Genomic DNA, 18623 nt, shown 5'->3' with positions numbered 1-18623 from the left:
TTACGCAATTCACAGGCGATTTCCTTCCTGAGTGAAATGGGGTCGGCGTTAACGCCCCAGATTGGATCATTTGGTACTGAGGGGATCTAGAGCGATTTCCGGACTTGGCCGGTTTTGGCTCGCGCCGGTTCGGTGCGGAGTCCGTCGCATTCGAACCACACCGTTTTCCCGGTGGCCGTCGGCTCCGCCACCTCGACCCGCAGCCCGCCCGGCCCGCCCGGCCCGCACAGGATGAGCACCGAGCAGGCCCGGCCGGGGACGTGCCGGACGACATCGGAGACGAGCTCGGTCAGCGCCAGCTCGGCGGCGTGGGCCAGCCCGGCCAGGCCCCGACTGGCCAGGTATCAGGAGATCGGCGGCCGGGAGGTCGTGCGGAACCAACTCGCCCATTTGTTGGACCTGAGGAGGCGAGAGTGGGTGAAGGTGCAGATCCTGTCCTTCGAGGCGGGCGCCCATGCGGGTCTGATGGGCTCGTTCAACGTGCTGCGCTTCGACGACGACCCGGACATCGTCTACGCCGAGGACTTCGCGCAGGGCCATGTGACGGCCAATCCGCAGGCTCTCAGGGAGGGTTCGCTCCGTTACGATCATTTGCAGGCCGCCGCTCTCTCCGTGGAGGACTCGGCGGCACGGATCGCCCGCGTAATGGAGGAGCGTTATGGACACCATCCAGGAGCTGACGGGCGCGCGGTGGCGTAAGTCCTCGTACGGCGCTGACACGGGTGGCGAGTGCGTCGAGGTCGCCTCGCAGCCCTGCCGGATCGCCGTCCGGGACTCCAAGAACCCCGAAGGCCCCGCCTTCACCGTGGGTCCCGTCGCCTTCGCTGCGTTCGTCGGCGCGCTCTAGCGAGTGGAGCAGCGCATAGGGCCGTTCCGGACGGTCGCAGTGCTCGGCCAGGGCGGGATGGGCCGGGTGGTGCTGGGGGTGGGGCCGGACGGGCGGTACGTCGCGGTCAAGCAGGTGCATGCCGAGCTGGCCGGGGACGAGGGGTTCCGGGCTCGGTTCCGCCGCGAGGTGGACGCCTCGCGGCGGGTGGCCGGCGGCTACACCGCGGCCGTGATCGACGCCGACCCGGACGCGGAGACGCCGTGGCTGGCCTCGCAGTTCGTGCCGGGGCCCTCGCTGAACCAGGCCCTGGAGGCCGCCGGGCCGCTGCCCGAGGAGGCGGTGCGCCGGCTGGCCGCCGGGCTCGCGCACGCCCTGGCCGACGTACACGGGGCCGGCCTGATCCACCGGGACCTCAAGCCGTCCAACGTGCTGCTCGCCGAGGACGGCGTACGGGTCATCGACTTCGGCATCGTGCGGGCGGTCGGCGACCAGACGCGGATCACGCACGACGGCTCGCTCATGGGCTCGCCCGCGTTCATGTCGCCCGAGCAGGTGCTGGGGCAGGAACTCACCCCGGCCAGCGACGTGTTCTCGCTCGGGGCGACCCTCGTCATGGCCTGTACGGGCAAGGCGCCGTTCGCCGCGGGCTCGGTGCCGCGGATCCTGCACGAGGTCGTGCACGCCGAGCCGGACCTGAGCGGGGTACCGCCCCGCCTGCGCGAGGTCATCGCGTGGTGCCTGGCCAAGGACCCGGCAGACCGGCCGACCCCGCGCGAGCTGCTGAGCAGGGTCGGCGGGCTGACGCCGTCGGCGCGGCCGTGGCCGGAGGCGGTGAACACGCTGATCCACGACCAGCTGGTCGTGATGGGCGCGCTGCTGCGCCAGGCCACGGCTCCCGACACAGCTCCCGGCACGGGTCCCGAAACGGGGCCCGGAACGGCTCCGGGAACGGCTCCCGAAGCGGTCCCCCTGTGGCGCCGCCGCTGGCCGCGGCCGCTGATCGTGGCGGTTGCCGTGGCGGGCGTCGTGGCCGTGGCCGGGCTGACCGTGGGGCGGCCGTACCTCGTGGACACCTACCGCGACTTCATATCGGACGTCCGGTCGGCAGGGCTGGCGCAGAAGCAGGACAAGTACCCGGCCAAGCCCCCGTCCTGTGAACAGGTCCGGGACAAGGTGCGCGTGCCGTCCGGTTTCGACCAACCGGCCGGGTTCGGGCCGGTCGACGAGTCCGGCTCGGGCTATGCCCGCTGCACCTGGACCAACCGGACCGGTGACGAGATCGAAGCGGAGTGGACGTTCTTCTCGACCGAGGAGGGTGGGCGCACCGGGGCCGAGCGGGCGAAGAAGCGCCTCGAGATCTTCCACGAACCCGGCAAGACCCGGCGTGACATCGACCTCGGGTTCGCCGACGAGGGTCTGTGGCAGCCGCCGCCCAAGGACGACAGGTTTCCGAACTGCCGTCTGTACGTACGGGACGTCAACATGGTGCTCCACGTCTCCGTGACGGGCCCCCGCTACCCGACCGGCACGTGTGCGGCCGTCACCCGGGAGCTCGCCGCCTCGGTCGTGGAGTCGGTGGGGAGCCGATGAGACCGCTCAAGGAGTCCGATCCGGCCACCGCGGGACCGTACCGGCTGCTCGCCGAGCTCGGCCGGGGCGGCATGGGCCGCGTGCTGCTCGGCGCCGCACCGGACGGGCGGCTCGTCGCCGTCAAGCAGGTGCACGCCCGGCTCGCCGACGACGACGGTTTCCGCGTCCGGTTCCGGCGGGAGGTCGCCGCCTCGCGCAGGGTGTCCGGCGCCTTCACGGCCGCGGTCCTGGATGCCGACGCGGACGCGGAGGCGCCGTGGCTGGCCTCGGTGTTCGTGACCGGGCCCTCGCTGGGGGCCGCGGTGGAGAGCGCCGGATCGCTGCCCGAGGAGACCGTACGCAGGCTCGCCGCCGGGCTGGCGACGGCCCTCGCCGAGATCCACCGGGCGGGGCTGGTGCACCGGGACGTCAAGCCCGACAACGTGCTGCTCGCCCGGGACGGGGTGCGGGTGATCGACTTCGGGATCGCGCGGGTGGCCCGGCCCGGCGAGGTCACCGAGCTGACCCGGGCCGGGACGGTGATCGGCTCGCCCGCGTTCATGTCGCCCGAGCAGGCCGAGGGCGGTGAACTGGGCCCGGCGAGCGACGTGTTCTCCCTCGGGTCCGTCCTGGCGCTGGCCGCGACGGGCCGCAGCCCCTTCGCGGCGGCGACGGTGGTGCTGACCCTGTACAACGTCGTGCACGCCGAACCCGACCTCCTCGGCCTCCCGCCGGGTCTGCGCGAGCTCGTCACCCGGTGCCTGGCCAAGGACCCGTCGGCCCGGCCGTCCCCGGCCGAGATCCTGGGTCTGACCGGCGCGGCCGGCGCCGCGCGGTGGCCGCCCGCGGTCGAGCGGATGGCCGCCGCCCAGCAGGAGGAGATCGACGCCCTGCTCCGGGACCCGGACGGCGCGGCCCGCGCGCCCGGGGGCCCGGGCGTGGACCCGGACGCTGCGACCGCGACCGCCACCGCGGCGGCGGTCCGCCCGGAGCGGGCCCACGCGCCGCGCGGCGGGCGGCTGCGCCTGCGCCCGCGGAACCTGCTGCTGGCCGCGGGCGTCCTCGTGGCGGCCGGAGCCGGGCTGACGTACGGGTTGCGCGCGCTGGAGGAGCCGCCGCCGGCCGAGGCGGACCGGTACCTGAGCGTGCCGCTCTGCTCGGAGACGGCCGGGAAGCTGCCGCTGCCGCAGCAGGAAATGCGCCGGGGCGGCGACAACGACTCACCCGTGAAGTCGTACGTGGCCTGTGACTGGGTCGCGGCCTTCGACGCGTTCGCCGGCGAGGAGGAGCCGAAGCCGCACGCGTCCGTCAGCTGGTCCGTGGAGCGCAGCGGCCGCGTCGCGGGCAGCGGGACGGAGCGCACGCGGTTCAACCTGAGCAGCGGGCGGCCCGAGACCGGTCTCGGGGTGGGGGACGGGGCCTCCTGGTCGCCTCCGGGGGCCGCGCACACCTGCGCGCTGGGCGTGAGCGACGGCAACCTCCTGGTGCGGGTGACCCTCGCAGGTCCGCAGCATCCCGCCGCGACCTGCGAGACCGAGGCGAAGGAGATCGCCCGGGCCGCGCTGGCGGCCGTACCGCGCTGAGCCGGCCGGTTCCATCGAGGGAGAACACGTTCTCGTTCTGACCTTCCGTCAGAATGGAACGTGTTCTAGCCTGCCGCGCATGGGCATCGGAATCACTGGGGAACAGCGGGAGTTGGCCGGGGCCGTACGGGGCTGGGTGGCGCGGGCCGTGCCACCCGAGGAAGTGCGCAAGCTGCTCGACACCCCGCCGCAGACCGGAGCGCGGCCCGCCTACTGGGACGCGATGGCCGCGCAGGGGCTGCTCGAGCCGCACCTGGAGGGCGGCACCCTGCTCGACCTGGCCGTGGTCGTCGAGGAGGCCGCCCGGGCGGCGCTGCCCGGGGCGTTCCTGCCGAGCGCACTGGCCTCCGTACTGCTCGACCGGGCCGGGGCCGAACCCCTCGCGGGGCGGGTCGGCGCGGTCGCCCTCGGCCCGGGGACCCTGACCGCCGTCGCCGCCCCGGGCGGCGGGTACCTGCTCGACGGCGAGGCACCCCCCGTGCTCGGCGCCGGGGAGGCCGACCTCGTCCTGCTCGCCGCCGAGGCCGCGCACGGCACGTGCTGGTTCGCCGTGGACGCCGCCGCACTGGACATCCGTACGCACGACAGCGCCGACCCGACCCGGCCCACCGCCCAGGTGCGGGCCCGCGCCGTCACCGTGCCGCCCGGCCGGCTGCTCGGCCTGGACGCGGCCCTGGTCCGGGACCTGGCCTGCGCCCTGTTCGCAGCCGACGCCTGCGGCACCGCCGCCTGGGCGCTGCACACCGCCGCCGAGTACGCCAAGGTGCGCGAGCAGTTCGGCCGGCCCATCGGGCAGTTCCAGGGGGTCAAGCACCTGTGCGCCGACATGCTGGTGCGCCTGGAACAGGCCCGCGCCCTGGCCTGGGACGCCGCCCAGGTGATGGACGAGCCGGCCCCGGTGCGCTCGCTCGTGGCCGCACTGGCCGCCGGGAGCGCGCTCGACGCCGCCTACTCCTGCGCCAAGGACTGCATCCAGGTCCTCGGCGGGATCGGCTTCACCTGGGAGCACGACGCGCACATCCACCTCCGCCGGGCCCTCGTCGCCCGCCAGCTCCTCGGGCCCGGCGACGGGCACCGCCTGCGGGCCGTCCGCCTGGCGGCGGCCGGAGCCCGGCGCGAGCTGCGCCTGGACCTGCCCGCGGAGGCGGAGGCCCACCGCGCGAAGGCCCGTACCGCCGTCGAGGACGCGCGCGGTCTCGACCCGGCGGCCGCCCGCCGGATCCTGGCCCCCACCGGGTACGCGGCCCCGTACCTGCCGCCGCCCTACGGGCTCGGCGCCGGGCCCGTCGAGCAGCTCGTCGTCCAGCAGGAACTGCGCGCGGCCGGGGTCAGGCTCGCCGACCTCGGGATCGCCACCTGGGTCGTGCCCTCGCTGCTCGCCTACGGGAGCGACGCGCAGCGGGAGCGCTACCTGCCGGCGACCCTGCACGGGGACATCACCTGGTGCCAGCTCTTCTCCGAGCCGGGGGCGGGCTCGGACCTGGCCTCGCTGCGGACCAGGGCGGAGCGGGCGGCGGACGGTTCCTGGAAGGTGAACGGACAGAAGGTGTGGACGAGTTCCGCGCACAGCGCCGACTTCGGGATCCTGCTGGCCCGGACCGACCCGGCCGCCCCCAAGCACAAGGGGCTCGGCTACTTCGTGGTCGACATGAAGAACACCGCGGGGATCGACGTGCGCCCGCTCAAGGAGATCACCGGCGAGGCCCTCTTCAACGAGGTCTGGTTCGACGACGTCGTGCTGCCCGCGGACGCCCTCGTCGGCGCGCCCGGCGACGGGTGGAAGGTCGCCCGCAACACGCTCGGCAACGAGCGCGTCCACATGGCCGACCAGATGACCTTCGACACGGGGCTGGAGGCGCTGATCGCCCGCTCGGCGGAGCTCGACGGCGCGTACCGGGCGCGGATCGGGGCGCTCACCGCCGAGGCGCACGCCCTGGCCTGCATCGGGCTGCGCACCACGCTCCAGCAGGTGTCGGGGCTGGAGCCGGGCGCGGGTGCGTCCGTACGCAAGCTCGTCCAGACCCCGCACCAGCAGCGGACCGCCGAGCTCGCGCTCGAACTGCTGGGCCCGGCGGGCGCGGTACGGGAGGGGGCGGGGGAGCGGGCCGTGCACGGGATGCTCATGTCCCGCTGCCTGACCATCGCCGGGGGCACCACACAGGTCCAGCTCAACGTCGTCGCCGAGCGGATCCTCGGCCTCCCCAGGGACTGAAGGGCACAGTGATGAAGTCGTACATCGTGGGCGTCGGCATGACGAAGTTCGAGAAGCCGGAGTCGAGGGACTGGCAGTACTGGGACATGGCGAAGGAGGCCGGCACCGCGGCGCTCGCGGACGCGGGGATCTCGTACGCGGAGGTCGAACAGGTGCCGGTGGGGTACTGCTTCCAGGCCTCCACGGCCGGGCAGCGGGCCGCGTACGAGCTGGGGCTGAGCGGGGTCCCGGTCTACAACGTGAACAACAACTGCGCGACGGGGTCGACGGCGCTGATGATGGCGCGGCAGTTCGTGGAGGGCGGGATCAGCGACTGCGTGCTGGCGCTCGGCTTCGAGAAGATGAAGCGCGGGGCGCTGGGCGGCGGTGCGGACGGCGGAGCCGCTGACGATTCCTTCAAGACCTCGCCGGTGGCCCGGCACTACGGGATCATGGCCGCCGCGCACGGCTTCGAGATGTCACCGCCGACCGCGCAGATCTTCGGGAACGCGGCACGCGAGCACATGGAGCGGTACGGGACCACGGCCGCGCAGCTGGCGGCGGTGGGCGCGAAGAACCACCGGCACTCGGCGAACAATCCGAACGCGCAGTTCCAGGACGTGTACACGGTCGAGGAGATCCTGGCGGCGAAGCCGATCCACGAGCCGCTGACGAAGCTGCAGTGCTCGCCGACGTCGGACGGGGCGGCGGCCGCGGTGGTCGTCTCGGAGCGGTTCGTCGTCCGGCACGGCCTGCACGACGAGGCGGTGGAGATCGTCGCGCAGGCGATGACGACGGACACGCAGGAGTCGTTCGCCTCGGGCTCGTGCATCGACGTGGTCGGCAAGCCGATGACGGCGGCGGCGGGGCGGGCGGTGTTCTCGTCCTCCGGGCTCGGCATCGAGGACGTGGACGTCATCGAGCTGCACGACTGCTTCTCGATCAACGAGCTGCTGACGTACGAGGCGCTGGGCATGTGCGAGGAGGGCGGCGGCGGGAAGCTGGTGGAGTCGGGCGCGACGACGTACGGCGGGCGGTGGGTGGTGAACCCCTCGGGCGGCCTGATCTCGAAGGGCCACCCCCTGGGAGCCACCGGGCTGGCGCAGGCGGCGGAGCTGGTCTGGCAGCTGCGCGGCCAGGCCGGCCCCCGCCAGGTCCCGCAGGCCCGGGTCGCCCTGGCCCACAACATCGGCCTGGGCGGCGCGGCGGTGGTGACCCTGCTGCGCCGCTGACCGCTTCCGCGGCCCACGGGGGTGGAGGGATAGGCTCCGCCCCCGTGAGCGACATACGCGAGACGTCCTTCAGCGTCACCGGCAACGTGACCCGGGACGAGTACAACGAGGCCGCCAAGGCCGCCGGGCTGCTCCGCAGGGGGCGCGCGGTGGCCGCTCTCGGCACGGTCTTCCTGGCCGCGGCGAGCGTGTCGCCGTCCCCGGACGGCCTGACCGTGCACCCCGTCTCCCTCGGCATGGCGGTGGCGTACGGCCTGGTCGTGCTGCTGGTCCTGCCGCGACTGACGGTGGCCCTGGGCTTCCGCTCCGGCCGGGCCGCCGAGCAGAAGCGGGCCGTGGTGGACCGGGAGGGCATCACGGCGTTCCGCGGCGGGGAGTCGATGCGGCTCGCGTGGGACGAGGTCCGCTGGTACCACGAGACGCCGCGGCTGCACGTGTTCGTGGGCCGCGCGCGCCGCCGGACCTGCCTCGTGGTGCTGCCCAAGCGCCTGTTCGCGGTCCCGGGCGAGAGCGACCTGCTGGCCGCCCTCGCCCGCGCGCGCCGGCGACCGCTCGTAGCGCCCGGGCCGGTCAGAGCTTCTCGACGTCCTTGTGCACCAGGTCGGAGCCGGGGTGGGTGGCGGTCAGGCGCACCTTGAGCGGATGGCCGGCCGGCGCCTTGATGATCCGGTCGGGCGACTCGCCCAGGCCGGTGCCGTTGCAGGACGGCTCGCTGGTCAGGTTGGACCAGCCGTTCGGGTCGTGCGGGTCGTTCCACGACACCCAGGCGCAGTCGCGCTCGCCGCTGGTGATGCTGACCGAGATGATCCTGACCGAGTTCACCTCGCCGTCGACGCGCTCGTAGACCACCGTTCCGGTGTTGCGGTGGAGGCCGCTGCCGGCCTCCAGCGGGACACTGAGGACCGGGCCGGCCGGGGCGTCGGCGATGGCCGGGGCGGCGCCCGCGGTGAGCGCGGCGGCGACCAGTACGACGGTGGCGGACAGGGCGGATACGCGCATGATTCCGTCTCCACGCAGCTAGGTTGAAGGGCGTCCCATCCTGGTCCGGCACCCGGAGGGCGCGCTGCGGTGGAATCCGTCAATCGGTGGCCGGGAACGACCGCCCCGCCCGGCCGCGCTACGGTTCGAACGTCGGGTCCGTGACCGCCTCGCCCGTCACGGCGCGGCGGACTGCGTCGGCCAGCGCTCCGGGAGGGCCGTCCCGCAGCACCACCCCCGCCGCCCCCGAGGCGAGCGCCCCCTCGACCAGGCCCGGCCGGGCCGACCCGGCCAGCAGCAGTACCCGGCACTCCGGGGCCTCGCCGCACACCGCCGCCACCTCGGCTAGCACGTCGGGCCGGTCCGCGTCCAACAGCGCCACCGCCGGGCAGGCCGTCAGCGCCGCCGCGCCCACGTCTGCACCGGGCGCGACCCGGGCGACCACGTCGAGGTCCGGCTCCAGCCCGAGCAGGACCGCCAGCGCGCCGGCCGACGTGCCCGGACCCTCCGCCAGCAGGACCCGCAACGACCTCGTCGTACGGAAATTCCGGGGCATCTCGTCCACCCCGTCACCCTAAGCGGCCTGGGGGAAGTGGGGCACGCCTCCACGCCGCCCGCCACCGCACCTCGCCGCGCCCGCCCTCCGAGGCTTCGGCAACACGCCCCGTCGAACGTCATCCTGACGTGGAGTCAGGAGTCTTCCCAACTGCTGGGGCGTGCGTTATACATTCCCTCACCGGTCCGACCTAGAACGCGTTCTAGAAGGTGGCCGGTCCCGCAAACGACCTCGGTGCGGCCGACGGTGCGGACGACCGCACCGAGGTCTTCCACGCAGAAACAACGGGAACCGAACAAGGAGCAGCATCCTCAATGCCGATCGATGCCGCCAGGGCCCTCGCCGCAGACCCCCGCCAGGGGAGCATCGCCTGGGACCACAAGGACATCCAGCTCTACCACCTCGGCCTCGGCGCAGGCATCCCTGCCACCGACCCCGACGAGCTGCGCTACACCCTCGAGTCCAAACTCCACGTACTCCCCAGCTTCGCGACCGTCGCCGGTGCCGGGATGGCCATGATGGGCGGCCTCGCCGCCCCCGGGATCGAGGTCAACCTCGCCCACGTCCTGCACGGCGGCCAGTCCATCGAGCTGCACCGGCCCATCCCCGTCAAGGGCAGCGCCACCTCCTCCGCCAAGGTCGCCGCCCTCTACGACAAGGGCAAGGCCGCGGTGATCGTGCTGCGCACCGAAGTCGCGGACGCCGACGGGCCGCTGTGGACGAGCGACGCGCAGATCTTCGTACGGGGAGAAGGCGGGTTCGGCGGCGAGCGCGGACCCTCCGTCACGTCCGAGCTGCCCGAGCGGGCGCCCGACCGGGTCGAGGAGCGGCACATCCGTGAGGAGCAGGCGCTCCTGTACCGGCTCTCCGGCGACTGGAACCCCCTGCACGCCGACCCCGAGTTCGCCAAGCTGGCCGGCTTCGACCGGCCGATCCTGCACGGCCTGTGCTCGTACGGGATGACCCTCAAGGCCGTCGTCGACACGGCGCTCGGCGGGGACGTCTCGCGGGTCCGCGCCTACCGCACGCGCTTCGCCGGGATCGTCTTCCCCGGCGAGACCCTGCGGATCCGGATGTGGCAGGAGCCGGGCCGGGTCCGGGTCTCGGTGACCGCCGTCGAACGGGACGACGCGCCGGTCCTCGCCGACACCGTCGTCGAACACGCGTAACGCCCGACCTTCGCGACACACAAGGAGCCGCACCGTGCGCGCAGCACTGCAGAGCGAGATAGGCCAGGACAAGCTCGAGGTCGTCGACGACATGGAAACCGCGGGCTTCGGCCCCGGCAAGGTCAAGATCCGCATCAAGGCCACCGGCCTGTGCCACTCGGACCTCTCCGCGATGAGCGGCGTGCTGCCGCAGCCCGCCCCCTTCGTACCCGGCCACGAGGGCTCGGGCGAGATCGTCGACGTCGGCGACGGGGTGACCACCCACGCCATCGGCGACCGGGTCCTCGTCTGCTGGCTGCCGCCGTGCGGGCACTGTCCCGCCTGCAAGCGCGGCCAGGGCCACCTGTGCCTGGAGTCCTTCGCGAACGTGGCCACGCCCAACTTCCGCCGCGCGGGCGGCGGGGACATCTTCGGCTTCGCCGGCACGGGCACCTTCGCCGAGGAGATGGTGGTGCCCGCCGCGTGCGCCGTACCGATCCCCGACGACCTGCCGTACGACATCGCCGCGCTGATCGGCTGCGGGGTGACCACCGGCCTCGGCGCGGCCGTCAACACCGCCAAGGTGGAGGCCGGGTCCTCGGTCGCCGTCATCGGCTGCGGCGGAGTCGGCATCTCCGTCATCCAGGGCGCCAAGGTGCAGGGCGCGGCGCAGATCGTCGCCGTGGACCCGGTGGCCTCGCGGCGCGAGGCGGCGCTGCGCTTCGGTGCGACCGAGGGGGTCGCACCGGAGGCCTTCGCCGACGCCAGGAACCGGATCACGGCCGGCGAGGGCTTCGACTACGTCTTCGAGGTCGTCGGCAAGTCCGCGACCACGCAGACCGCGTACGAGATGACCCGGCGCGGCGGCTCCGTCGTCGTGGTCGGCGCGGGCGCGCTCGACGACAACTACTCGATCAACATGTTCTCGCTGTTCTTCGACGAGAAGAAGATCCTGCCGTCGATGTACGGGGGCGGGGACGTGCTCCGCTCGTACGAACGCACCATCGCGCTGTGGCGGGCGGGCCGGGTGGACCTGGCGGGCCTGATCACCCACAGGGTGCACCTCGCCGAGATCAACGACGCCCTCGACCAGATGCGTACGGGCGTCGCCCTGCGCACCTGCATCGAACTCTGAGAGGAATCCGGTAGATGTCACTGCCACTTGAGGGGCTCTGCGCCATCGTCACCGGCGCGGGCCGCGGGCTCGGCCGGGCCGAGGCGATCGAGCTCGCGCGGCTCGGGGCGAGCGTGGTCGTCAATGACTTCGGCCAGAGCGGACGCGACGGCTCGGGGGAGGCCTCGGCCGCCCCGGCGGAGGAGGTGGCCGCCGAGATCCGGGCCGCGGGCGGGCAGGCGGTGGCGCACCTCGGTGACGTGGCCGACTTCGAGCAGGCGCGCGAGCTGGTCGAGCTGGCGGTCGGCAGCTTCGGGAAGCTCGACGTCCTGGTCAACAACGCGGGCATCCTGCGCGACCGGATGGTCTTCTCCATGTCGGAGGAGGAGTGGGACTCGGTCATCCGGGTCCATCTCAAGGGCCACTTCAACACCACGCACTTCGCCTCCGTGCACTGGCGCGAACGCTCGAAGGCGGCGGGCGGCCCGGTCTACGGCCGGATCGTCAACACCTCCTCCGAGGCCTTCCTCGGCGGTTCGGCCGGCCAGCCGAACTACGCGGCGGCCAAGGGCGGCATCGTGGGCCTGACGACCTCGACCGCCCTGGCCCTCGCCAAGTACGGGGTGACGGCCAACGCCATCTGCCCGCGCGCCCGGACCCGGATGACGGAGGACGTGTTCGCGGGCTTCCAGGTCCCGGAGGAGGGCGAGCTCGACCCGCTGGCCCCCGAGCACGTCGCCCCGCTGGTCGGCTACCTGGCCTCGCCGGCCTCGGCGAGGGCCAACGGACAGCTGTTCGTCGTGCACGGCGGGATCGTGGTCGTGATGGACCGGCCCAAGGTGGCCGCCAAGTTCGACACCACCAAGGAGGCCTTCTCCTTCGAGGAGCTGGACGAGGTCCTGACCCCGCACTACGCGTCCCGCCCGGCGAACGAGACCTTCGCGGCGGTGGAGGTCCTGGCCCTCAAGCACGACCAGGGGGTTCGCGCCGCCGGCCAGGCCTAGGTGCCGGCGGTACCAGGGGCGGCGGGCCGCTTGTAGTAGCGCCACGGGAACCAGCCGACGCCGACCGGAATCCAGCCTTCGGATTCCATCCGCCGGTGCCGCGCGCCGGAGGGGAGCGTCATCCGGCAGTGTTCCCAGGGGTGGCCGGACGCCTCCACCTCGTGGAAGAAGGGGCCGTAGCCGACCATGTGCCAGCCGTCGCGGCCGGCCTCGTCCAGGGCGGCCATCTCGTTGAACGCGGTCAGCCCGCCGAGGATGCGGCGCTTCGGGGCGTTCGGTCCCTCGGCGGGCGGTGCCGACCGGCCCGCGCCCGCGGCCTTGGCCGCGAAGCGCTGCTGGGCGGCCTGGCGGCTCACCCCCAGGACGCGGCCCACCGTGTCCCAGCTGTGGCCGGCGGCCCTGGCGCCCTGGACGGCCTCGCGCAGCAGCCGGCTCGCCTCCTCGGCTCCGACGCGCGAGGCGTCCACCAGGCGCAGGTAGCCGTGCGCGTCGTGCTCGAGCGAGTCGGCCAGTCCCTCGGGCGCGCCGAGGACGGCTGCGGCGATCCCTTCCCGGATCCGGGCGGTCTCCACCGGGTTCAGCAGCGGTTCGTTGCTCATCGGTGCAGTCCGGCAAGGGGTTCGAGGGCGTCGAGTACTTCCTCGTCGCGGCGTACGCGCTCGGCGTCGCGGGCCGCCGCTCGGGCGGACAGGCCGGCCGTGCAGGCGATGAGCGCGAGGCCCGCGACGGTCAGGGCGGCGGTGGCGGCGCTGCCGAACCGGTCGCCGAACATCACCGTCGTGGCCGGCAGGCTCACGGCGAGCGGCAGTGCGGCGGCCATGGACGGGGTGGCGGGAAAGGCGACCCGGTGCCGGGCCTTCACGTTCAAGATCGACATGCGTCAAGAAAACCTTGACGAAGCCGAGTTGTCAAGAATTCCTTGACGCCCCTTCCCCGGTCTGCCGCACCGCCCGGCCCGGCAGATGTCGCCCGTCGGTGCGTCCCGCAGAGCGGCTGCGGCGCTCCCGGCTGCGCGAGAATGACCTGATGACCAGCAGCGACGAGGGCGCCGAGCAGCCCTGGAACCCGCGACGGCAGCGCAGCGCCAACGAGCGGCTGCTGTGGGACCGGCTGCGGTCCGGCGGGGCCGCCTCGCGGGCGCAGCTCGCGCGCGAGACGGGGCTGTCCAAGCCCACCGTCTCCAGTGCTCTCGCCGCCCTGGAACAGGCCGGCCTGGTCCGGGAGGCCGGTACGCACGCACCCGAGCGGGGCCGGATCGCCGTCCTGTACGCCCCCGATCCGACGGCCGGTTACGCCCTCGGGCTCGACATCGGCCGGAGCCGGCTGCGCGTGGCGCTGGCCGACCTCGACGGCACCGTCGTCGCCCGCTCCGACGTCCGCAACCAGGCCCGCACCGCGAACGGCGTGGCCGACCTCGCCGTGTCCGCCGCCCGCGGGCTCGTCGCCGACTCGGGGCTGGACCCGGACAAGGTCACCCGGGCCGTCGTCGGCACGCCCGGCGTCTACGACGAGGGCGAGCGCCGGGTCCGGTACGCCCGGCAACTGCCCGGCTGGGGCCGCCCGGGGCTGCTCGACCGGATCCGCGACGGGCTCGGCCTGCCCGTCGCCGTCCAGAACGACGCCAACCTCGCGGCGCTCGGCGAGTACGCGTACGGCGTCGGCGCGGGCAGCCGGCTCTTCGTCTACGTGATGATCGGGACCGGCCTCGGCATGGGCATCGTCAGCGAGGGCCGGCTGTTCACCGGGGCGCACGGCGGGGCCGGCGAGATCGGCTTCCTGCCGTGGGCGGGCCGCCGGGAGCCGGAGCCCGAAGCCGACAGCATGGAGGACGCCGTCTCGGCCGAGGCCGTGGTCCGGACGGCCCGCGCCCAGGGGATGACCGGCCCCCTCACCGCCAAGGACGTCTTCGACGCCGCCCGGGCGGGAGACGCGGCCGCCGCCCGGGCGGTGGAACTCGAGGGCGAACGCCTCGCCCACACCGTCGCGGCGGTCTCGGCCGTCCTCGACCCGGACCTCGTCGTCCTCGGCGGCGGCGTCGGCCACAACGCCGACCTGCTGCTGCGCACGGTCCGGCAGACGCTGCGCACCCTCACGCCGCTGCGGCCGAAGGTGGCGGCCAGCAGCCTGGGGGAGGACGCGGTCCTGCTGGGCGCGGTGGCCACGGCGCTCGGCGCGGCCCGCGACCTGGCCTTCGAAGGCCGCTGAGCGTTCGGAGGGCCGCCGGGCCTTCGGAAGGCGCCGGGCCTTCGCACGGCGGCCGACCTGCGGAGCTCCGCTACAGCGGGGCCTGCTGCAGCGGTACGGGCCGCGGCGCCGGCGGCGGGTCCAGCCTGACCGGCGGCGGCGGGGACACCGGCAGGCCCAGGCTCGTGATCCCGCACGGGACCTCGGGGGTGGCGTACGGGAGGTGCAGACGCCCCTCCCGGCTCCACAGCCCGGTGCCGAGCCAGCCGTCGGGGGCGCCGAGACGGAAGACGTGCCGGTCGGCGGGCCGCCACAGGCCGATCCCGCCCTCCTCCAGCCGGAGCGCGACCCCGCAGGTCTCCGGCATCAGAGCCTGGCCCGGCTGCACCGCGAACGGGGTCCCCGCCTCCCCGCGCAGGCACTCCGGGAAGCGCACCGGGAGGGAGCTGCCCAGCACCCCCCAGCCCAGGCGCGGTTCGCCCGGGGCGTCCGAGCGGATCAGCAGCAGCCCGCTGTCGGGGTCGGCCAGCAGCAGCCGGTCGTCGCTGCCCTCCGCGATCTGGAGCAGCGGGGAGACCTCGCCGCCGCGGCCCAGGTCCACCGCGACGGCCTTGGTGGTGCCGTCGAGCTCGCGGTCCAGCGCCAGCATCCGGCCGCCCCGGTCGAGCCACACGCCGCCGGAGCACCGGCCCGGGATCCGGGCGACCTGCCCGAAGACGCCCCCGGTCACCTGCCAGACCGTGGTCCCGGCGGCCGAGGCGGCCAGGGCGAAGGCGCCGCATCCGTCCGGGGACGGGGGCAGCAGGGACACCCGTGCCCCGTCGTCCCCGGGCTCCACCGAGCCCAGCGGGAGCTCCCCGGTCCGCGGCCCGGCCGCGGCGCCGCCCGTCGGGTACAGCAGCGCGAAGGCGTGTCGCCGGGCGACCCGACGGTGGATCAGCACCCGCCCGTCGGCCAGCGCCAGCAGCTCGCTGTCGGCCTCCTCGGGCTGCGCGAGCGGCAGCGGCACCGCGTACGGCTCGGGCCCGTCCAGCGTCCAGCGCTCGGGGTAGCGGGCCTCACCCTCCCCGGCCAGCCGGGCTGCGTACGACCCGTCCGCGGCGATGGTGAACGGGGCCGTCGTCGTGATCTCGATGGCACAGACAGTCATCCGTGCGTCACCTCCGGGGAGGAAGCTAGTTTTCGCACGTCGGCCCGAACGGTACGACCTTCCGCGCTTCACACATACGGGTGGCCGCCCGGCGGTTCGGCCGTGGTGGCGGGGGCGATTGTGCTGTGCGATACCGGGGCGTCCTTCCCGGAGCAGACGTACGGGGGGTCCCGGGCGGCCGGGACCCTTGTACGGACCTGCCGCTCCCGTGCGGACGGTAGCCTTGGCCTGTGCCACGTCTCTCTGAAGTCATCGCCGCGCTGGACGCTCTCTGGCCCCCCTCGCGGGCCGAGCAGTGGGACGCCGTCGGAACCGTCTGCGGCGATCCCGACGCCGAGGTCTCCCGGGTCCTGTTCGCCGTCGACCCCGTGCAGGAGATCGTCGACGAGGCCGTGAAGCTGGGCGCCGACCTGGTCGTCACCCACCACCCCCTCTACCTGCGCGGCACCACCACGGTCGAGGCCGGCACCTTCAAGGGCCGCGTCGTGCACACGCTGATCAAGAACGACATCGCGCTGCACGTAGCCCACACCAACGCGGACACCGCCGACCCCGGCGTCTCCGACGCCCTCGCCGGCGCCCTCGACCTGCGGATCACCGGCCCGCTGGTCCCCGATCCGAGCGACCCCGAAGGCCGCCGCGGCCTCGGCCGGATCTGCGAGCTGGACCACCCCGAGACGCTGCGCGAGTTCGCCGCCCGCGCCGCCGCCCGGCTGCCGCAGACCGCGCAGGGAATCCGCGTCGCGGGCGACCCCGACATGCCCGTCCGTACCGTCGCCGTCAGCGGCGGCTCCGGCGACGGGAACTTCGCGGCCGTCCGCGCCGCCGGCGTGGACGTCTACCTCACCGCGGACCTGCGCCACCACCCCGTCTCCGAGGCCCGCGAGCAGAGCCCGCTGGCCCTCGTCGACGCCGCGCACTGGGCCACCGAGTGGCCCTGGTGCGAGCAGGCGGCAGCGCAGCTCGACGCGATCTCCGAGCGCCACGGCTGGGGTCTTCGCACCCACGTCTCGCGCACGGTCACCGACCCGTGGACGGTGCACGCGCCGTCCGTCACACCCCCTTCTATCCCTGGAGCCCCCAACTGAACGCCGAGCCCGCCGACCAGATCCGACTTCTCGACGTCCAGGCCCTGGACGTCCGGCTGTCTCAGCTCGCCCACAAGCGCAAGTCGCTGCCGGAGCACACCGAGGTCGAGTCCCTGAGCAAGGACCTGACGCAGCAGCGCGACCTGCTCGTGGCGGCCCAGACGCAGGCGAGCGACGCCGCCCGCGAGCAGACCAAGGCGGAGCAGGACGTCGACCAGGTGCGCCAGCGCGCGGCCCGCGACCAGCAGCGGCTCGACTCCGGCGCCGGCATCTCGGCCCGCGACCTGGCGAACCTGCAGAGCGAGGTCGTCTCCCTCGCCAAGCGCCAGGCCGACCTGGAGGACGTCGTCCTCGAGGTGATGGAGCGCCTGGAGGGTGCGCAGGAGCGGGTCACCGAGCTCACCGAGCGCGTCTCCGCCCTCGAGGCCAAGCTGGCCGACGCCACCGCCCGCCGTGACGCGGCGACCACCGAGCTCGACGCCGAGGCCGCGAAGGTCACCAAGGACCGCGAGGTCATCGTCGCCTCGATGCCGGTCGACCTGATGGCCCTGTACGAGAAGATCCGCGTCAAGCAGGGCGGCGTCGGCGCCGCCCGCCTGTACCAGCGCCGCTGCGAGGGCTGCCGCCTGGAGCTCGACATGGCCGAGGTCAACGAGATCAAGGCCGCGGCCCGCGACCAGGTCGTACGTCACGAGAACTGCGGCCGCATCCTGGTCCGTACGGCCGACTCGGGCATCTGATGCAGGGGCCTGTCCGGTTCGTCGTGGAAGCGGACGGCGGATCCCGGGGCAACCCGGGGCCCGCCGGCTACGGCGCGGTCGTCCTCGACCCGGCGACGGGCGAGACGCTGGCCGAGCGCGCCGAGTACATCGGCGTCGCGACGAACAACGTGGCCGAGTACAAGGGGCTGATCGCCGGCCTCAGGGCCGCCCGCGAGCTGTCCCCGGACGCCGTGGTCCAGGTCCGCATGGACTCCAAGCTGGTCGTCGAGCAGATGTCCGGCCGCTGGAAGATCAAGCACCCGGACATGAAGCCCCTCGCGGCGGAGGCGGCGACGATCCTGCCCCGCGGGCAGGTCACGTACGAGTGGATCCCGCGCGAGCGGAACAAGCACGCCGACCGGCTCGCCAACGAGGCCATGGACGCGGGCAAGCGCGGCAGGCAGTGGGAGCCGTCGGCGTCCACGGCGGCCCTGGACACCTCGGCGGCGCGCGCCCTGGCCACCCCGCAGGGTCCTCCGGGGGATGCGGCGAAGGGGGCGGCGGCGGTCCGCGCGGCCCTGGCATCCGCCTCCGGCGGGAGCGCCGGGGCCGGTACGGCCACAGCGCCCGCCAAAGGCCAGGGCTGGGGCCCCGACATGGGGACCCCGGCGACCTTCGTACTGCTGCGCCACGGGGAGACGGCCCTCACCCCGCAGAAGCGCTTCTCCGGCAGAGGCGGCGCCGACCCGGAACTGTCCCCGGCCGGCCGCCGCCAGGCTTCGGCGGTGGCCGAGGCGCTGGCCGCCCGCGGCACCGTCCAGACGATCGTCAGCTCCCCGCTGCGCCGCTGCCGGGAGACCGCGCAGGCCGTCGCGGACCGCCTCGGGCTGGAGGTCACCGTCGAGGAGGGCCTGCGCGAGGTGGACTTCGGTGCCTGGGAGGGCCTGACCTTCGCCGAGGTGAAGGAGCGCTTCCCGGACGACCTCCAGGCCTGGCTGGACTCCCCGAAGGCGGCCCCGACGGGCGGCGGCGAGAGCTTCGCGGCGGCCACCCGCCGGATCTCGGCCACCCGGGACCGGCTGCTGGCCGCGCACGCGGGCCGCACGGTGCTGCTGGTCACGCACGTGACGCCGGTCAAGATGCTGGTGCGCCTGGCGCTCGGCGCCCCGCCGGAGTCGCTGTTCCGGATGGAGCTTTCCGCAGCCTCCCTCTCGGCGGTGGCGTACTACGCCGACGGCAACGCCTCGGTCCGCCTGCTCAACGACACCTCGCACCTGCGCTAAGGAGTGTCGGGCC

General features: G+C 74.0%; 18 protein-coding genes and 1 pseudogene. 14 read left to right on the top strand and 5 right to left on the bottom strand.

Going from position 1 to position 18623, the window contains the following annotated elements:
* Positions 1 to 342: 342 nt before the first annotated feature.
* The 7 genes and pseudogenes from ACFYXK_RS02575 to ACFYXK_RS02545 all read left to right on the top strand — a co-directional run.
* Positions 343 to 699 (top strand): annotated as a pseudogene (locus ACFYXK_RS02575) (Scr1 family TA system antitoxin-like transcriptional regulator); the annotation flags it as partial.
* Positions 659 to 847 (top strand): DUF397 domain-containing protein, encoded by a 189-nt coding sequence (locus ACFYXK_RS02570; protein ID WP_389409475.1) that lies wholly within the window; start codon positions 659 to 661, stop codon positions 845 to 847. The pseudogene ACFYXK_RS02575 and the gene ACFYXK_RS02570, both read left to right, overlap by 41 nt.
* Before the next feature lie 3 nt (positions 848 to 850).
* The gene (locus tag ACFYXK_RS02565; RefSeq protein ID WP_389409474.1) at positions 851 to 2419 is read left to right on the top strand and encodes a serine/threonine-protein kinase; all 1569 of its coding nucleotides are present in this window, start codon (positions 851 to 853) and stop codon (positions 2417 to 2419) included.
* Positions 2416 to 3981, top strand: a complete 1566-nt coding sequence (locus tag ACFYXK_RS02560; protein ID WP_389409473.1) for a serine/threonine-protein kinase — start codon at positions 2416 to 2418, stop codon at positions 3979 to 3981. Before ACFYXK_RS02565 ends, ACFYXK_RS02560 begins: the two co-directional genes overlap by 4 nt.
* A gap of 79 nt (positions 3982 to 4060) precedes the next feature.
* Positions 4061 to 6193, top strand: coding sequence for an acyl-CoA dehydrogenase (locus ACFYXK_RS02555; RefSeq protein WP_389409472.1), 2133 nt, complete (start codon positions 4061 to 4063; stop codon positions 6191 to 6193).
* A gap of 11 nt (positions 6194 to 6204) precedes the next feature.
* Positions 6205 to 7404 (top strand): lipid-transfer protein, encoded by a 1200-nt coding sequence (locus ACFYXK_RS02550; protein ID WP_389409471.1) that lies wholly within the window; start codon positions 6205 to 6207, stop codon positions 7402 to 7404.
* A gap of 44 nt (positions 7405 to 7448) precedes the next feature.
* The gene (locus ACFYXK_RS02545) at positions 7449 to 8042 is read left to right on the top strand and encodes a hypothetical protein (protein ID WP_389409470.1); all 594 of its coding nucleotides are present in this window, start codon (positions 7449 to 7451) and stop codon (positions 8040 to 8042) included.
* Here ACFYXK_RS02545 and ACFYXK_RS02540 read toward each other — a convergent pair.
* A complete protein-coding gene (locus ACFYXK_RS02540) occupies positions 7975 to 8403 on the bottom strand; it encodes a hypothetical protein (protein ID WP_389409469.1) in 429 nt (142 codons plus the stop codon). The genes ACFYXK_RS02545 and ACFYXK_RS02540 overlap by 68 nt on opposite strands.
* A gap of 118 nt (positions 8404 to 8521) precedes the next feature.
* Complete coding sequence (locus ACFYXK_RS02535) at positions 8522 to 8938, bottom strand: DNA-binding response regulator (protein WP_389409834.1); 417 nt, start codon at positions 8936 to 8938, stop codon at positions 8522 to 8524.
* A gap of 314 nt (positions 8939 to 9252) precedes the next feature.
* Here ACFYXK_RS02535 and ACFYXK_RS02530 point away from each other — a divergent pair, with 314 nt between their 5' ends.
* Genes ACFYXK_RS02530 through ACFYXK_RS02520 form a run of 3 tightly spaced genes read left to right on the top strand, consistent with a single transcriptional unit; the run spans position 9253 to position 12204 of the window.
* On the top strand, positions 9253 to 10107 hold the full coding sequence (locus ACFYXK_RS02530; RefSeq protein WP_389409468.1) for a MaoC/PaaZ C-terminal domain-containing protein: 855 nt from the start codon (positions 9253 to 9255) through the stop codon (positions 10105 to 10107).
* A 34-nt stretch (positions 10108 to 10141) separates the two neighbouring features.
* Complete coding sequence (locus ACFYXK_RS02525; protein ID WP_389409467.1) at positions 10142 to 11221, top strand: Zn-dependent alcohol dehydrogenase; 1080 nt, start codon at positions 10142 to 10144, stop codon at positions 11219 to 11221.
* Positions 11222 to 11235: 14 nt separating this feature from the next.
* Positions 11236 to 12204 (top strand): 3-oxoacyl-ACP reductase, encoded by a 969-nt coding sequence (locus tag ACFYXK_RS02520; RefSeq protein ID WP_389409466.1) that lies wholly within the window; start codon positions 11236 to 11238, stop codon positions 12202 to 12204.
* On the opposite strand, the gene ACFYXK_RS02515 is transcribed toward ACFYXK_RS02520, so the two are convergent.
* Complete coding sequence (locus ACFYXK_RS02515) at positions 12201 to 12803, bottom strand: hypothetical protein (RefSeq protein WP_389409465.1); 603 nt, start codon at positions 12801 to 12803, stop codon at positions 12201 to 12203. The two genes, ACFYXK_RS02520 and ACFYXK_RS02515, sit on opposite strands and share 4 nt — an antisense overlap.
* Positions 12800 to 13081: a hypothetical protein gene (locus ACFYXK_RS02510; protein ID WP_389409464.1), complete on the bottom strand. Its 282-nt coding sequence runs from the start codon at positions 13079 to 13081 to the stop codon at positions 12800 to 12802. The genes ACFYXK_RS02515 and ACFYXK_RS02510 overlap by 4 nt, the downstream gene beginning before the upstream one ends.
* Positions 13082 to 13230: 149 nt before the next feature.
* On the opposite strand from ACFYXK_RS02510, the gene ACFYXK_RS02505 reads away from it, so the two are divergent.
* Positions 13231 to 14409, top strand: coding sequence for an ROK family protein (locus ACFYXK_RS02505; protein ID WP_389409463.1), 1179 nt, complete (start codon positions 13231 to 13233; stop codon positions 14407 to 14409).
* A gap of 70 nt (positions 14410 to 14479) precedes the next feature.
* Here ACFYXK_RS02505 and ACFYXK_RS02500 read toward each other — a convergent pair whose 3' ends face one another.
* On the bottom strand, positions 14480 to 15538 hold the full coding sequence (locus ACFYXK_RS02500) for a hypothetical protein (RefSeq protein WP_389409462.1): 1059 nt from the start codon (positions 15536 to 15538) through the stop codon (positions 14480 to 14482).
* A gap of 230 nt (positions 15539 to 15768) precedes the next feature.
* Between ACFYXK_RS02500 and ACFYXK_RS02495 the strand changes: the two genes are divergently transcribed.
* The 3 genes from ACFYXK_RS02495 to ACFYXK_RS02485 are packed head-to-tail and all read left to right on the top strand — an operon-like array spanning position 15769 to position 18610.
* A complete protein-coding gene (locus tag ACFYXK_RS02495; protein WP_389409461.1) occupies positions 15769 to 16626 on the top strand; it encodes a Nif3-like dinuclear metal center hexameric protein in 858 nt (285 codons plus the stop codon).
* Complete coding sequence (locus ACFYXK_RS02490) at positions 16623 to 17366, top strand: zinc ribbon domain-containing protein (RefSeq protein WP_389409833.1); 744 nt, start codon at positions 16623 to 16625, stop codon at positions 17364 to 17366. The genes ACFYXK_RS02495 and ACFYXK_RS02490 overlap by 4 nt, the downstream gene beginning before the upstream one ends.
* Complete coding sequence (locus ACFYXK_RS02485; protein ID WP_389409460.1) at positions 17366 to 18610, top strand: bifunctional RNase H/acid phosphatase; 1245 nt, start codon at positions 17366 to 17368, stop codon at positions 18608 to 18610. The genes ACFYXK_RS02490 and ACFYXK_RS02485 overlap by 1 nt, the downstream gene beginning before the upstream one ends.
* Positions 18611 to 18623 lie beyond the last annotated feature (13 nt).

It is taken from the genome of Streptomyces sp. NPDC002209, from assembly GCF_042890265.1.
GTDB lineage: Bacteria > Actinomycetota > Actinomycetes > Streptomycetales > Streptomycetaceae > Streptomyces.
Note: the sequence above shows the minus strand (reverse complement) of the source record. Positions and strands in the feature narration are given on the sequence as shown.